Source organism: Alistipes sp. CAG:29, from assembly GCF_000435435.1.
GTDB lineage: Bacteria > Bacteroidota > Bacteroidia > Bacteroidales > Rikenellaceae > Alistipes > Alistipes onderdonkii.
This window is the reverse complement of sequence record NZ_FR893483.1, coordinates 23,302-39,105: the sequence shown is the minus strand read 5'-3', so window position 1 is coordinate 39,105 and position 15,804 is coordinate 23,302. Positions and strand designations below refer to the sequence as shown.

Sequence of the window (15,804 nt, the reverse complement as noted above, 5' to 3'; positions counted from 1 at the left end):
CCCTGTCGAAAACCGCAAGTTTTACCAGGGCGTTCCCGATATCTACGACTAAATTCAAAGCTGTTGCAGTGTTTTATACCCGTCCTCAATGTCTTTGACATTCCTAACGGTCATCGCCAGACGATTATTGTGCTGTTTGAGCACAAATCTGGCGGGATTTTGCGTCACCTTGCGAAGCAACTCCATAAAGGTATCGCTTTTGTAATAGGGCGAATTCTGCTCGCCGACGAAGTGGAGGATCATCAGCCCGTTCTTGACCTTCACCCGTTCGATGCCGAGGCGAATCGCCTCCCAGCGCAGGCGCACGACGTTGAGCAGTTCCTGCGCTTCGCGCGGCAGGGGGCCGAAACGGTCTGCCAGACGGCTCTCGAAGGCCTGCAACGCGGCTTCGTCCTTGGTCGAGTCGAGCTCGCGGTAAAGTTTCAGGCGTTCGGCCTGCTGCGCCACGTAGGCATCGGGCAACCCGGCCTCGACCTCTATTTCGATGTGCGCGTCATCCACGTAATGCATCTGCTCCACGACATCCTGCTCGGCGGCACCCAGACCCGCCACCTGCAAGCCTTCGGCCCGCAGCTCGGCGATCGCCTCGTTCATGATTTTCTGGTAGGTTTCGAAACCGATGTCGGCGATAAACCCGCTCTGCTCGGCACCCAGCAGGTTGCCCGCGCCGCGGATGTCGAGATCCTGCATCGCAATGTTGAACCCCGACCCCAGGTCGGAGAACTCCTCGATCGCCCGCAGGCGGCGCCGCGCATCGGACGACAGCATCTCCTCGGGCGGCGAGAGCAGGTAGCAGTAGGCTTTCTGGTTGCTGCGCCCCACGCGCCCGCGCAATTGATGCAAGTCGCTCAGGCCGAAGTTCTGGGCATTGTCGACGATGATCGTATTGGCATTGGGGATGTCGATGCCGTTCTCGATGATCGTGGTCGAAACGAGCACGTCGAACTCCCCGTAGATAAAATCCATAATCAGTTTTTCGAGCTTCTCGGCCGGCATCTTGCCGTGTCCGACGGCCACGCGGGCCTTGGGGCATACGCGCGTGATAAGCCCTTGGATGGACATCAGGTCTTCGACGCGGTTATGGACGAAATATACCTGGCCGCCGCGTGCGAGCTCGGCCTCGACGGCGTCGCGGATGATCTCCTCGGAGAAGACATGCGACTCGGTGACGATCGGCTGGCGGTTGGGCGGCGGGGTCGAGATGACCGACAGGTCGCGCGAGCCCATGAGCGAAAATTGCAGCGTGCGCGGGATCGGCGTCGCCGTCAGGGTCAGCGTATCGACGTTGACGGCCATCTGCGTGAGTTTCTCCTTGGCCGCGACGCCGAACTTCTGTTCCTCATCGATGATCAGCAGCCCCAGGTCACGGAATTTGATCTGCTTGCCCAGTATTTTATGGGTGCCGATCAGGATATCGATACGCCCCGATTCGAGGTCGGCACGTATCTGCCCCGCCTCCTTGGCGGTCTTGGTGCGGTTGAGATACTCGACCCGCACGGGGAAATCGCGCAGGCGCTCCGAGAAGGAGCGGTAGTGTTGCAGGGCGAGGATCGTCGTCGGCACCAGCACCGCCACCTGCTTGCCGTCCACGGCAGCCTTGAATGCCGCGCGGATCGCCACCTCGGTCTTGCCGAAGCCCACGTCGCCGCAGACCAGCCTGTCCATCGGCTGGTCGGACTCCATGTCCTTCTTGACGGCCGCGACGGTCGTCTGCTGGTCGGGGGTGTCCTCCCACTGGAACGACGCCTCCAGCTCGTGCTGCAGGTAACTGTCGGGCGTGAATGCGAACCCTTTGCTGGCCTTGCGCTTGGCATAGAGGGCGATCAGCTCGCGCGAAATATCCTTGACGGCCTTCTTGGCGGCGTTCTTGAGTTTCTGCCATGCCCCGTTGCCGAGTTTATAGACCTTCGGCGGCTCGCCGTCGCCGGACTTGTAACGCGAAATGCGGTGGAGCGAATGGACGTTTACGAACAACACGTCGCCGTCCTTGTAAACCAGCTTGATAGCCTCGTGCACCTTGCCGTTCTCGATGATCTTCACCAGCCCGTCGAAACGCCCCACGCCGTGGTCGATATGCACCACATAGTCGCCCGGGCGGAGCTGGTTCAGCTCGGCGACGGTCATCTGCTCGTCGCGCCGGATCTCGCCGTTGATGCGGTAACGCTGGTAACGGTCGAAAATCTGGTGGTCGGTATAGAGGCACAGTTTCAGGTCGTTGTCCACGAACCCCTCGTGCAGCGTAACGGAGAGCGACCGCACGGCGGCCTGCCCCCGGCCTATCTGGTGGAAGATGTTTTCGAGGCGTTCGACCTGCACCTTGTTCTCCGAGAGGATGTAGGTCGCATAACCCCGCAGCGAATTGCGGATCATGTCGTCGGCCAGCATCTCGAAATTCTTGTTGAACTTGGGCTGCGGGGCCGTGTCGAACACCACGGCCGCCGTGGCGGGGCGTTCCGGCAGGTTGTCGCGCAGCGCCACCACGCTGTTGCCGGCCATGTCGCGCAACAACACGTTGCGGCTGGTCAGCAGGCGGTCGATCTGCCCGGGATTCTCCATGTCCGCGAGCACCTTGCGGCGCAGGTCGTTGACACGGCGCAGCACATAGTCGGCATCGTAGAACCAGCAGGCCGCCGAAGAGCCCGCGAACTGCACGAACGACACCCGGGGTGCCTCGCCGGCATTGAGGTTAGGGATGATCTCCACCCGGTCGAGCTTGTCGGCCGAAAGCTGGCTCGAAATATTGAAACGGCGGATCGAGTCGACCTCGTCGCCGAAAAAGTCGATCCGGTAAGGCTTGCTTTCCGAATAGGAAAAGACATCGACGATACCTCCGCGCACGGAGTACTGCCCCGGTTCGTAGACGAAATCGACACGCGTGAAGTTCGCATCCGCAAGGGCGTCTTCCAGCACGGCGATCGAAATCTTGTCGCCGAGCTTCACGGCAATCGTGTCGCGCTGCAACGTCGCGGCGTCGACGACCCGTTCGGCCAGCGCTTCGGGATAGGTGCAGACCACCAGGTATCCCTTCGTAAAGCCCCGCACGGCGTTCATCGCCGCGGTGCGCTGCACCACGCCCTGGGCATCCTCGGCGCCGTAGGCCGCCGAACGCTTGTAGGACGACGGGAAGAAATAGACCTGCTTCTCGTCCAGCAGGTTATAGAAGTCGTTCATCAGGTAGGCCGCAGCGTCGCGGTCCTCGGCGACGAAGACGTGTACGCCCCCGGTTTTCGCCGCAGCGGCAGCGGCATAGAACGAAAGAGCGCCGCCGACCAGCTCTTTCAGATGGACGGTTGCGCGCTCTTTCTTATATTCGCGGCACAGGCGGGGCAGGGCTTTCGACCAGCAGGTAGGCCGCGGCATCCCGGTCTTCGGCCACGAAGATATGCACGCCCCCCGTTTTCGCCACTGCTGCCGCCGCATAAAACGAAAGAGCACCGCCGACCAGCTCTTTCAGGTGGACGGTTGCGCGCTCCTTCTTATATTCGCGGCACAACTTCGGCAGGGCCTTCGACCCGGCGGCGAACTGCGCCAGCTGCTCGCTGGCAGTCATAGCGTTACTTGTTAATCAGGTCGTTATCCTTGTCGTCGTGGTAATGCACCTCGACGATGCCGAGGCTCTGGTCTTCGACGACATGCAGGCGGAGTTTGTATTTCCACTCCCAGCGGCGGCGCAGCGACCAGATGCCCTTCCGCAGGAAAGCAGCCACATAGGGGCTGACCACCAGCTTGATATACTTGTGTCCCCGGTCTTGCGTGAGGAACGATATCTGGTTCTCGATCTTCTTGTCCAGCAGTACCGTAGGCTCGATCTTGCCCGTGCCGTTGCAGGTCGGGCAGACGTCCGACACCTCCTCCACGGCCACGGGACGCACCCGCTGGCGGGTGATCTGCATCAGCCCGAACTTGGTGAGCGGCAGCACCGTATGCTTGGCCTTGTCGGTGGACATCAGCTTGACCATCTCGTCGAAGAGCGCCTGTTTGTTCTGCGCCTTGTGCAGGTCGATGAAGTCGATGATGACGATGCCCCCCAGATCGCGCAGGCGCAGCTGGCGGGCGATCTCCTTCGCAGCCGCCAGATTGACGTCCATGGCGGTCTGCTCCTGGTTGTCCTCGGCCTTGGTGCGGTTGCCCGAATTGACGTCGATGACGTTCATCGCCTCGGTATGCTCGATGATCAGGTAGGCGCCGCGGCGCAGCGAGACGTACTTGGCGAAGAGCGACTTGATCTGCTTCGAGATGTCGAAGTTGTCGAAGATGGGGACGTTGCCCCGGTAAAGCTTGACGATCTTCTCCTTCTCGGGCTCGATCAAGCGGATGTAATTGCGAATGTCGTTGTACATCGCCTCGTCGTCGACGGCGATCTGCGAAAACGAGCCGTTGAGCGAATCGCGGATGATCGTATTGGCACGGTTCATCTCGCTCATCAGCTGCGCGGGCGGCGTACTCTTCTTGATCGCGGCGCAGGTCTTGCGCCAGCGGTCGATCTGCGACTGGATGTCGTGCTCGATGTCCTCGTCCTTGGCCTCCATGGCCGCCGTGCGGATGATAACCCCGAAATTCTTGGGGAGCACCGCAGCCGCGATGCGCTTCAGGCGTTTCTTCTCGTCCGCCGAGCGGATCTTCTGCGAAAGGAACACCTTGGACGAAAAGGGCACCAGCACGACGTTGCGGCCGGCCAGCGAAATGTCGGAGGTCAGGCGGGGCCCCTTGGTCGAAATGGCCTCCTTGGCGATCTGCACCATGATGTTTTGCCCGACCTGAAGATAGTCGCCGATCTTGCCCGTCTTTTCGACGGGCGGTTCGAGCTTCATGCCCTCGACGCGCATTCCCCGCTTGCCGGGCTGCTGCGAAGCGACCAGCTTCTGCAACGAGGGGAACTGGCTTCCCAGGTCGAGGTAGTGGATAAAAGCGTCCTTTTCGTGCCCGATGTTTACGAAGGCCGCGTTGAGCCCGGGCATTATCTTGCGTACTTTCCCGAGGTAGATATCTCCTACCGAGAAACCCGTCTGGCACTGCTCCTTGTTGAGCTCGACAAGCACCTTGTCCTCACACAGCGCAATGGAGATTTCTGTCGGGTTGACGTTAACGATTAATTCTCTGTTCATCTATATCGTGTGTCGCATCCCGGAAACGGGGTTGCGGAATACTGAAACCGGTTAGGCCGCATTTTGGTCTGAAGTGGCGGCGAACTCCAAAGGAAAATATTGTCCGGACACATCGGCCGGCAACATGGCGGGTAAGACAATACCCTGTTTTTTCGGCGGCACTGCGTCGCAATGCCTCTGCGGCAGCCTCATAACCTGCGTTGCAAGAGGGCCTGACGTCCGCAAACGGCTATCCGGGGATCTGCATTCCCCCCGGGGATACGGGCCCCGGTCGCAAAAAACCGCAGAAAATAGGTAAAGCTAAAAGAACCCGGGGCTCCTTTAGCTTTATCTATCGTTTAGCACTAAGGTGCTACCCTACTTTTTCTTGTGGCGGTTCTTGCGCAGACGTTTTTTGCGCTTGTGGGTAGCCATCTTGTGACGCTTATGCTTCTTTCCGTTTGGCATAGTCCTTAAATTTTAGAGGTTCTTTATTTATTGAATTATTTCACCTTCGCAGCGAAGCTCTTGGCGGGCTTGAAAGCGGGGATGTTATGTTCCGGAATGGTGATGGTCGTGTTCTTCGAGATGTTGCGTGCGACTTTCTTTGCACGTTTCTTCACGATGAAGCTGCCGAAGCCGCGGAGATACACGTTGTTCTTGTTGGTCAGAGAGGTCTTGATGCTATCCATGAAAGCTTCGACGATTGCCTGAACCTGCACCTTCTCAACGCCGGTGCTCTTAGCGATTTCGCTTACGATATCTGCCTTTGTCATAGTTATATAGTATTAAATTATTAAGTTCGTGTGAAGACATTCGGACTGCAAATATACGCTTTATTTACATTTTAGCCAATAAACCTCAACTTTTTTTCATTATTTTTCCGGCAGTCCCCTACCAGCCACTGGAACAAGAGGATAACAAATATCGGGCAAAACTCGGCGGAAAATTAAAATATTATGTGCCAGGCAATTATATCCGGACGGCACGCCGAAGCGAACCGCGCACGATAATCATTCATAATCAACACATTAACCACAAACCCGCCGAAAAGGAAGAAGCCTTTTCCGGGCATCATTGCGCCCGAAGCGTCCCGGCACGGCCCTCCCCGCCCGGATGCCGGTGCGGCAGCCCGCCCCGCGCCCGACGACACCTGCGCGGCCATCCTGCACACGGGCTGCAGAGGGCACGGCATCCTCGCCCTGCCCGGAGCCGGGGCTCCGCTCCCGCGAGACTCCCGGCACGCCGCTGCAAACCGTCCCGGAGGCGATTTACACCCCGGAACCGCGGATAATATCCCGCCGACCCAATAAACGCCCGGTTTTTGCGTTTGATAATAAAATAACTAATTTTGCGAACTAAAATCCGATAACCGTATGGTCAAAATACTCTGGGTGGACGACGAGGTCGAACTCTTGAAGCCCCACGTCCTGTTCCTCAAACAGAAAGGCTACGAAGTCGACACCTGCAACAACGGCTACGACGCGATCGACATGGCGGCCGAAGGCGCCTACGACCTGATAATCCTCGACGAGATGATGCCCGGCATGACGGGGCTCGAGACCCTCCCCAAGATCAAGGAGGTGCGCCCCACGACGCCCGTCATCATGGTGACCAAGAGCGAGGAGGAGAACATCATGGACAAGGCCGTCGGCTCGAAGATCGCCGACTACCTCATCAAACCCGTCAACCCCAACCAGGTGCTGCTCTCGATCAAGAAGAACGTGCACCAGCAGCAGCTCGTCACCGAGCAGACCACGGCCGACTACCGGTCGGAATTCGGGCGTATCTCCTCGTCGCTGCAGATGGCCGAGACCTTTTCGGACTGGTGCTCGCTCTACCGCAAGCTCACCAACTGGGAGGTCGAGCTTTCGGAATCCACCGACCAGGGCATCAAGGAGGTGCTCACCTACCAGAAGACCGAGGCGAACCAGGAATTCTGCAAGTTCGTACGCCGCAACTACTACAACTGGATCAACAAGCGCTCGGACGACACCCCCGTGATGTCACACACGCTCATGCGCACCAACATCTTCCCGGTGGCGGACGAGAACCCGAAGACCACGCTGCTGCTGATCGACAACTTCCGCTACGACCAGTGGCGGTCGATCTCCTCGCTGCTGCGGGGCTACTACGACGTGGCGCTCGACGATTTCTACTGCGCCATCCTCCCCACGGCAACGCAATACGCCCGCAATGCCATCTTCGCCGGCCTGATGCCGCTGGCCATCGACAAGCTGATGCCCAACAAATGGCTCAACGACAACGAGGAAGGCGGCAAGAACCAGTACGAGGAGGAGTTCCTCAAACGGCTGATGGCCCAGAACGGGAAGAACTGGAAATTCTCGTTCGACAAGCTCGTGCGCCCCGAACAGGGCCGCAGGCTGGTCGACAATATACAAAAAGTGTACGACGCCGATTTCTCGGTGATCATCTACAACTTCCTCGACATCCTCTCGCACGCCCGTACCGAGACCGACATCATCCGCGAGCTGACCGAGGACGACGCGGCATTCCGGTCGCTGACGCGCTCGTGGTTCGAGCACTCCGACCTCTACACCATCCTCAAGCTCCTCTCGGAGCGGGGGCACACGGTCGTGATCACCTCCGACCACGGCACCATCCGCGTGGACAACCCCGTCAAGGTGACGGGCGACCGCGAGACCTCGGCCAACCTGCGCTACAAGACGGGGCGCAACCTGGCCTACAACTCGCGCGACGTCTACGAGATCCTGAAACCCGAGGACGTACAGCTGCCGTCGAGCAACCTCACGTCGAGCTATATCTTCGCCTACAATTCGGATTTCCTGGTCTACAACAACGATGCGAACCGCCACATCCGCTATTACCGCAACACGTTCCAGCACGGCGGCATCTCGATGGAAGAAATGATCGTACCTTATATCGTCTTAAAACCCAAGCAGTAATATGAAAACGATCCACATCACCTCGCAGGACGAACTGCCGGACGTCGCCGAGGCGGTCATCGAAGCGCTCGGCCGCCGCACGGTAGTCGCACTGCGCGGAGAAATGGGCGCGGGCAAAACCACGCTGATCCGCGAGATCGCAGCCCAACTGGGCGCCACGGACACCGTAACCAGTCCTACGTTCGCCATCGTGAACCAGTACAAGGGCAAGGGCAACCGCCGTATCCATCATTTCGATTTCTACCGGATCAACGACATCCGCGAAGCCTATGATTTCGGTTACGAAGAGTATTTTTTCTCGGGCGACCTCTGCCTGGTCGAATGGCCCGAAAAGATCGAGCAGCTCCTGCCCGAGAACGTGATGACGGTGCGCATCACCGTCGACAGCGACACGGCACGCACGTTCGAAATCGACTGAAGCCCGGCCAACGCCCCGCGACACTACGACCATGGCAGACGGTTTCCGCATCGCATTCTGCATCGAATGCCATAAATACACCCCTGTCCTGCAGGAGTTGTGCCGACAGTTGCAGCACCCCGAAGCGGATATTTTCATCCATGTCGATGCGAAATCCGACATCGGGGATTTTGCGCCGCTGCGTCCCCTGGCACGTTTCATCCACCCGCGCAGCAAGGTGTACTGGGGCGAGTACGGCCAGATCGACTGCATGCTCAAACTGCTCCGGGCCACCTGTAACGGCGACTACCGCTACATCGCCATTCTCTCGGGCGACACCCTGCCGCTACGCCCCTGCGGGCAGATACACGATTTCCTCGAAGCGTGCTACCCGCGGCAGTTCGCGGACATGCAGCCCGAACTGCACATCACCGAGCTGACGCAGAAGATGCAGTGGTGCCACTACCCCGACAGGAACGATTGGATCGGGCACCTGCCGGGCTATTTCCGCAAAAGGCTCTACAAACGGCTGCGCCCCGGGGACAACCCCTATTTCAGAACATTGCCGCCGCTCGAAAAGGGTTCCAACTGGATCGTCGTCACCGACCGCTTCCGGGATTTTGTGTTCGATTATCTGCGCACCCACCCCGATTATATCCGCGCATTCAGACACTCGCACTGCGGCGACGAGATCTTTTTCCAGACCCTGATGGGCATTTCCGAATTCGCCGGTGCGAATACGCGCCGTCCCCTCGTCTATACCCGGTGGGGCGGAGAAGGGGCGCCCCATCCGGAAACATTCGGCACCGACGACCTGCTCCGGCTGCTGCAGGCACGGGACACGGCGGCGGAAGTTCCGTACCTCTTCGCCCGCAAGATCGCCGACGACCTGGACATCGCCCGCTACCGGGCGGCCTTCTTTCCCCGACCGGAATAGCGCCGGTTTTGCGCGTCACGCAAAAAAACGCTATCTTTACAGCGCCCGAAACCGCATCCGATTTCTGAAACACATTTCATACAAGTTATACACACGCAATGCAAGAATATATCTCCAAGCAACAACAGGTTTTGCGTCCCGCGGAACAGATTTACGCGGTCATCAGCCGTTTCGACAACCTCACGCCCGCCCTTGCCGACAAGGTCGAAGAGTGGCAGGCGACCGAGGACAGTTGTTCGTTCAAGGCCAAAGGCTTCACCGTGAAACTCCGCATGGAGGAGCGCGAGCCGGGCAAATACGTCAAGGTCGTCGGCGACGACGGAGGCGTACCGATGGATTTCGCATTCTGGATCCAGTTGCAGGAAGTTTCCGCCGCGGACACCCGCCTGCGGCTGGTGCTGCGCATCGACCTGAACATGATGATGAAGATGATGATCGGCAACAAGCTGCAGGGGGCGCTGGATCAGATCGCCGAGGGGATCGCCCGGGCGATGAACGCCGCCCCGCAGGTCTGAACAAACGGCGGACGAAGTCCGGCACCGAACCGGAACATCGGGCACGGTTCCGCAGACACGATGCCCCGGGATGATAATTCCGAGGCGATGATTCCGGGCAGGGAGAGATGTTTGCGGCACAGGCCGGGGATACGCAGCCAAAGGCGGTATGACGCCGTACCGCAGGTTCAGGCAAGGATCACGCAAGCATTCGTCGGCGCAACGCGCACACGAAAACCTATAAACGCACGCGATTATGAAACCGACAAGTTATCTATCAGCCCTTTTCCGGCCTTCGGCGCCTCCCGCCGGAGAGCGCCCGCCGTGCGACTTCGACCTGATCAGCCGCTATTTCTACAACTGCCCGGCGGAGGACACCTGCCACACGATCGACGCCGAAACCACGGCCGACCTCGACCTCAACGCCGTATTCGAGCGCATCGACCGCACGACCTCGAAAGTCGGGCAGCAATGCCTTTATGCCCGCATGCGCACGCTCCGGGGAGAGGAGGATGCCGCGGCTTTCGGCCGCAGCACGGACTGTTTCTCCCGAAACGGGGAACTTGCGGCCAGTTGTACCAAGTCCCTCTCCCGGCTCACCGACGAGGATGCCTACGGGCTGCAAAGCCTGATTTTCGACACGCCGGCCAAAGTCCGTTATTTCGCCTGGGTATACCCGCTCACCCTGCTCGCCGTGGCGACGCTGCTCGCCGCTCCGTTCTACCCGCTGTCGCTGCTGCTGTTCATGGCTATCTTCGCCGTGAACCTCTATATCCATTACAGCAACAAACTCAACGTCTCGCTTTATGGCTCGGCCGTAAAACAACTTTCGCTGGCATTGCGCACAGCCCGGGAACTGGCTGTCGAAGAGGTGCCCGGCACGGAGGAGGCCACCGGACAAATCCGGCAGGTCGCCGAGGTCGAACGCCGCAGCCGCGTGGTCGGGACGCAGGGCGACTCGGCAAACGAGCTGGCCGCCATCGCATGGCTTTTCATCGAACTGGCCAAAGTCGCCTTCAATATCGAGGTGATCCTCTTCCAGCGCTTTATCGGCAGCATCACGGCCCGGCGCGATGCGATCCACGGCATGTTCCGCTTCATCGGGGAGACCGATGCCGCAATCTCCGTCGCACGCCTGCGCAGCGAAACCCAGACCTGCCGCCCTCAGTTCGTCGACGGGAAATACCTGAAAGCCGAGCAGGTCGTACATCCGCTCATCGACGGCTGCGTGCCCAATACGCTCGTCCTCGACGGCACGGGGCTGCTGCTCACCGGCTCCAACATGTCGGGCAAGACGACCTTCATCCGCACGCTGGTGCTCAACGCCCTGACGGCCGAGACCCTCGACATATGCTTCGCCGTCTCTTATACGGCACCGTACATGCGGCTGCTGAGCTCGATCCGCATTTCGGACGACATCGCCGAAGGCACGAGCTACTACCTGCAGGAGGTGCTGACCGTCAAACGCTTCCTCGAAGCGGCACAGGATTCCGCCCCCTGCCTGTTCGCCCTCGACGAATTGTTCAAGGGGACGAACACGACCGAACGCATCGCCGCCGGGAAAGCCGTCCTCTCACACCTCAACCGTGGCCCGCACATCGTGCTGGTATCGACGCACGACATCGAGCTGGCGGAGTTGCTCGACAGCGACGGCTACGAACTGCACCACTTCCGCGAAGAGGTGGTCGACGGGCAGCTGGTCTTCGACTACCAGCTGCACACGGGGCCGCTGACGACCCGCAACGCAATCCGCATTCTGGAACTGTACGACTATCCGCCCGAGCTGATCGCCGAAGCTTATGCGGTGCAGGAACGGCTGCTGAAAAAACCGGAATGACGGCCAAACCACGGGCAGGAGCGCCGGCCTCGGAGGGTCGGCGCTCCTGCTTCAGATTTTCGGTTTCTGGAGCATCCGGATAACCAGCGACGCCCCGTAAATCAGCATTCCGTACATGACCGAGATAAAAGACACCTTGAAACCGCCGGCCAGCAACGTCGGCGAATACCACCCCTCGCGGGTCAACGTCGGCGGACAGGAAATCGAAATTTCCCGCAAATACAAGGACACCGCACGGCTGCGGTTCGAGTCCCCTGCAGGCGAATAACGCCCCGCAACCCGCGAACGGGAATTATTGCCAACACATCCGGCAGTGCGGCCATTTCCCCGACGGCATAAAACCCCGATATTTGCACTACGGGAACAATGAGCCGGAGAAGGCCACATGCCACCGGGAAACTTAAAACAGGGAAAGTTATGAAACAATATGATGCCGTCATCATCGGCTTCGGCAAAGCGGGCAAGACCCTCGCCGCCGAACTGGCCGCACACGATTGGAGCGTCGCGATGGTCGAACGCTCGGACAAAATGTACGGGGGAACCTGTATCAACATCGGCTGCATACCGACCAAAGCCCTGATCCACAGTGCCGGGCTCGCAGCCGCAGGGCACCCGCTGACCTTCGGGCAGCGGCGGGACTATTACAGGGAGTCCGTCGCCTCGAAAACGGCGCTGGTCGACCTGTTGCGGGACAAGAATTACCACAAGCTGGCCGACAACGCCCGCATCGACGTCTACACGGGCGAAGGCAGTTTCGCCTCCCCGGAAACCGTCGCCGTGAAAACCGCCCAAGGGACGCAGCAGATCGGCGGCAAATACATCGTCATCAACACCGGCGCCGAGACGGTAATCCCGCCCATCGAAGGCATCGCGCAGAGCAGGCGGGTCTATACCAGCACCTCGATCATGGAGCTCGAAGAGCTTCCGCAGCACCTGGTAATCGTGGGCGGCGGATACATCGGGCTGGAATTCGCCTCGATGTACGCCTCATTCGGATCGAAAGTCACCGTGCTCGAAGGGTTCGCGGAGCTGATCCCGCGCGAAGACCGCGACATTGCGGCCGCCGTACGGGAGGCGCTGGAAAAAAAGGGCATCGAATTCCGCATAGGCGCGCGGGTCGAATCGGTGAGCGACACCGCCGGGGGCGTCAGGGTCGCCGTGGCCGACACACAGACAGGCGGAAAATACGAAATCGACGGGGACGCCGTGCTGCTCGCCACGGGACGCCGCCCCGCCACCGCAGGGCTGAACCTCGAGGCCGCCGGGATCGAAACCGACGACCGGGGTGCCGTCAGGGTCGACGCACACCTGCGCACGACGGCTCCCCGTGTCTTCGCCGCAGGCGACGTGACGGGCGGGCTGCAATTCACCTATGTTTCGCTGGACGACTTCCGGATCATACGCGACGTGCTGCTGGGCGACGGAGCCCGCACCACGGCCAACCGGGGCCCCGTTCCCTATTCGGTCTTCATCGAACCGACGCTCTCGCATGTGGGCATGCACGAAGAGGAGGCACGCAAGGCCGGGCGCGACATCCGCGTCAACAGGATCGCCGTCGCGGCATTCCCGCGTTCGCGGATACTGGGTTCGACGGAGGGTGTGCTCAAAGCCGTCATCGACGCCAAGACCGACGAGATACTGGGGTGCACGCTCTTCGGAGCCGAATCGGGCGAAGTCATCAACACCGTCGCCACAGCCATGAAGCACGGCGTCACGGCACACGACCTGAGCAATTCGATCTACACCCATCCGAGCATGAGCGAATCGCTCAACGACCTGTTCGCCTGACGGGAACCGGTACGGGCTCCGCCGGGCATCGCCGGATAAGTATCAGGGAAAAGATCTGGGGAAGGTCAGGGGAAGGCTCCGAAGAGAAAGCCACGGGGGAGGGCGGGGAAACACACCGGTTACGCCGGCCAGAAAAGACGGCCGGAACGACCCGGCGTCACCCCAACCCCTATGATCGCCGCCGCGCTACTTTCCCATCGCCGCCACCACGCAGCGGATCGTCGGGAAAGCATCCCGCAGGTTGCGGGTGACCTCCGCGGGCGTACACCACACCACCTGCTCAATCCCCTCTTCGGCCTGAGGCACAAGCCGGGCACAGGATGCCGTATGCAGCTCGTACCAGTGGGTGCGTTTCAGCTCCCAGCGTTCGGTCTTGGGGAAATAATAGGCATGCAGCGTATCGCACAGGGGTCGCACCACCCCGGCGCGGACACCCGTCTCCTCCTCGATCTCGCGGGCCGCGCACTCCTCGATCCGCTCGCCGCATTCGAGGTGCCCCTTGGGCAAGTCCCAGCGGCCGTTGCGGCGGATCATCAGCCATTGGCCGCAATCGTTGACCACCACGCCGCCCGCCGCCTCTATAAGCGCGAACTCCGCGGCAAAGGCCCCGAACGCCGCCCCGGGATCGGGCGTGACGACAGCCGCCTTGTTGTACGATTCGAGAATTTTCGTTACCTTCGCTCGTGATATGCCGCCGTCCGGTGCGGGCGTCACGGCATACCATCCCTCGCCAGGGGTCTTCGCAGTGAAAACCACGGCTTTATCTGCAAAATATACGGTATAGTCCATGCTGGCTCGATTTGAACGCGAAAATACGAATAATATAGAAGAAACCCCGACCAAAATGAAAAAATTACTCCTTTTTATGGCTATTGCAGCTGTGGGACTGGGCGCATGCGACGACAGGCGCCCGCAACCGCTTACGATCGACAACGCCCTGACGGCCGACGAAATCGCCGCAGGCAGGCTCACCCCCGAGGTGATGTGGAAAATGAGCCGTGCAGGCTCCTCGTCGCTCTCGCCCGACGGCAAGACGCTCCTCTATGCGCAAACCGACTACAACATGGCCCAAAACCGCGGCGTGACGACCATCTGGGTGCAGGATATGGCATCGGGCGCCGTGACGCGCCTTACCGACACGGCGTCGAACAACGCCGATCCCAAGTGGAGTGCCGACGGGCGGAAAATCTATTTCCTGTCGGATCGCAGCGGCTCGATGCAGGTGTGGCGGATGAACGCCGCTGGCGGCGACGCGACCCAGGTTACGGGCAGCGGCGGGGGCGAGGGTGTCCCCGACGTCGAAGGATTCGGTGTCAGCCCCGATGAAAAGCACATCTGGTGGGTACAGGCCGTGCAGACGGCGCGGCGCAAATCGTCGGACGTATACAAGGACATGGACAAGTCGAAGGCCCGCATCTACGACGACCTGATGGCCCGCCACTGGGACTACTGGGACGAAGGCTCCTACCGCCATATCTTCATCGGCGAACTGGGCAAGGGCCTCGTGACGGGAGGCACGGACATCATGCCCGATGCACAGTGGGACGCCCCGCTGGCGCCCTATTTCGACATGGCCGAAATCGCCTGGAACAACGCCGGAACGATGCTGGCCTATACCTGCAAGCCGCTCACCGGCACAGAATACGCCGTTTCGACCGACTCGGACATCTTCGTCTATGTGCTCGAAAGCGGCGTGACGCAGAACATCTGCAAGCCGGTCAATGTCAATACCGGGGAGCCCGTCGCAAGCGACAAGGCCGTCATGGCCGGTTACGACAAATACCCCGTATGGTCGCCCGATGACACGAAAATCGCCTTCCTTTCACAGCGCCGCGCAGGCAACGAGTCGGACAAGGCACGCCTGTTCCTCTACGACTGCCGGACGGGCGAGATGCAGGATCTGACGGAGGATTTCGACTACAACGCCATGAACGTCGTCTGGGAGGGCAACGACCGCATCTGGTTCATCGCACCGATCGAGGCGACACACCAGATCTGCCGCATCTCACCCTCCGTAGGCGAGGTAGAGGTGGTAACCCGCGGCGACCACGACATCAACGCCTTCTCGATGGCCGGCGATAGGATCGTCGCCGAAATGTGCACGATCTCGATGGCCACCGAGTTCTTCGGCGTCGACCCCGCCGACGGCACGCTGACGCAGCTTTCGGCCATCAACAAACCGGTTTACGACAACATCAGGATGGGCGAGGTGCAGAAACGCTGGGTGAAGACCACCGACGGCAAGCAGATGCTGACGTGGGTGATCCTGCCGCCCGATTTCGACCCGGACAAGAAGTACCCCATCCTGCTTTACTGCCAGGGCGGCCCGCAAAGCGTCGT

The 15,804-nt window shown here is 60.2% G+C and carries 13 protein-coding genes; 8 read left to right on the top strand and 5 right to left on the bottom strand.

Features of this window, described 5'->3' with window-relative positions; translation table 11 throughout:
• Positions 1-54: 54 nt before the first annotated feature.
• The 4 genes from mfd to QVP03_RS10290 form a co-directional block, all read right to left on the bottom strand.
• Positions 55-3,360: a transcription-repair coupling factor gene (gene mfd, locus QVP03_RS10305; RefSeq protein ID WP_022333370.1), complete on the bottom strand. Its 3,306-nt coding sequence runs from the start codon at positions 3,358-3,360 to the stop codon at positions 55-57.
• Positions 3,305-3,550, bottom strand: coding sequence for a hypothetical protein (locus QVP03_RS10300; RefSeq protein ID WP_022333369.1), 246 nt, complete (start codon positions 3,548-3,550; stop codon positions 3,305-3,307). The genes mfd and QVP03_RS10300 overlap by 56 nt, the downstream gene beginning before the upstream one ends.
• Before the next feature lie 4 nt (positions 3,551-3,554).
• On the bottom strand, positions 3,555-5,105 hold the full coding sequence (locus QVP03_RS10295; RefSeq protein ID WP_022333368.1) for an Rne/Rng family ribonuclease: 1,551 nt from the start codon (positions 5,103-5,105) through the stop codon (positions 3,555-3,557).
• Positions 5,106-5,587: 482 nt separating this feature from the next.
• Positions 5,588-5,860, bottom strand: coding sequence for an HU family DNA-binding protein (locus tag QVP03_RS10290; RefSeq protein ID WP_009596092.1), 273 nt, complete (start codon positions 5,858-5,860; stop codon positions 5,588-5,590).
• 600 nt (positions 5,861-6,460) lie between these two features.
• On the opposite strand from QVP03_RS10290, the gene QVP03_RS10285 reads away from it, so the two are divergent.
• From QVP03_RS10285 to QVP03_RS10255, 7 genes are all read left to right on the top strand, one after another.
• Entirely contained in the window at positions 6,461-8,011 is a 1,551-nt protein-coding gene (locus QVP03_RS10285; protein ID WP_022333367.1) for a T9SS response regulator signal transducer PorX, read from the top strand.
• A gap of 1 nt (position 8,012) precedes the next feature.
• On the top strand, positions 8,013-8,429 hold the full coding sequence (gene tsaE / locus QVP03_RS10280; protein ID WP_018695169.1) for a tRNA (adenosine(37)-N6)-threonylcarbamoyltransferase complex ATPase subunit type 1 TsaE: 417 nt from the start codon (positions 8,013-8,015) through the stop codon (positions 8,427-8,429).
• A gap of 31 nt (positions 8,430-8,460) precedes the next feature.
• Positions 8,461-9,345: a beta-1,6-N-acetylglucosaminyltransferase gene (locus QVP03_RS10275; protein WP_022333366.1), complete on the top strand. Its 885-nt coding sequence runs from the start codon at positions 8,461-8,463 to the stop codon at positions 9,343-9,345.
• Between the two features lie 98 nt (positions 9,346-9,443).
• Positions 9,444-9,860: a polyketide cyclase gene (locus QVP03_RS10270; RefSeq protein ID WP_018695165.1), complete on the top strand. Its 417-nt coding sequence runs from the start codon at positions 9,444-9,446 to the stop codon at positions 9,858-9,860.
• Positions 9,861-10,095: 235 nt separating this feature from the next.
• Positions 10,096-11,676 (top strand): MutS-related protein, encoded by a 1,581-nt coding sequence (locus tag QVP03_RS10265; RefSeq protein WP_022333365.1) that lies wholly within the window; start codon positions 10,096-10,098, stop codon positions 11,674-11,676.
• Positions 11,677-11,791: 115 nt separating this feature from the next.
• Positions 11,792-11,944, top strand: a complete 153-nt coding sequence (locus QVP03_RS10260; RefSeq protein WP_022333364.1) for a hypothetical protein — start codon at positions 11,792-11,794, stop codon at positions 11,942-11,944.
• 149 nt (positions 11,945-12,093) lie between these two features.
• Positions 12,094-13,464, top strand: coding sequence for an FAD-dependent oxidoreductase (locus tag QVP03_RS10255; protein ID WP_022333363.1), 1,371 nt, complete (start codon positions 12,094-12,096; stop codon positions 13,462-13,464).
• Positions 13,465-13,650: 186 nt separating this feature from the next.
• On the opposite strand, the gene QVP03_RS10250 is transcribed toward QVP03_RS10255, so the two are convergent.
• The gene (locus tag QVP03_RS10250) at positions 13,651-14,253 is read right to left on the bottom strand and encodes an NUDIX hydrolase (protein WP_022333362.1); all 603 of its coding nucleotides are present in this window, start codon (positions 14,251-14,253) and stop codon (positions 13,651-13,653) included.
• A gap of 76 nt (positions 14,254-14,329) precedes the next feature.
• Between QVP03_RS10250 and QVP03_RS10245 the strand changes: the two genes are divergently transcribed.
• The coding region (locus QVP03_RS10245) for a S9 family peptidase (protein ID WP_288210756.1) at positions 14,330-15,804 on the top strand (1,475 nt) is incomplete at its 3' end.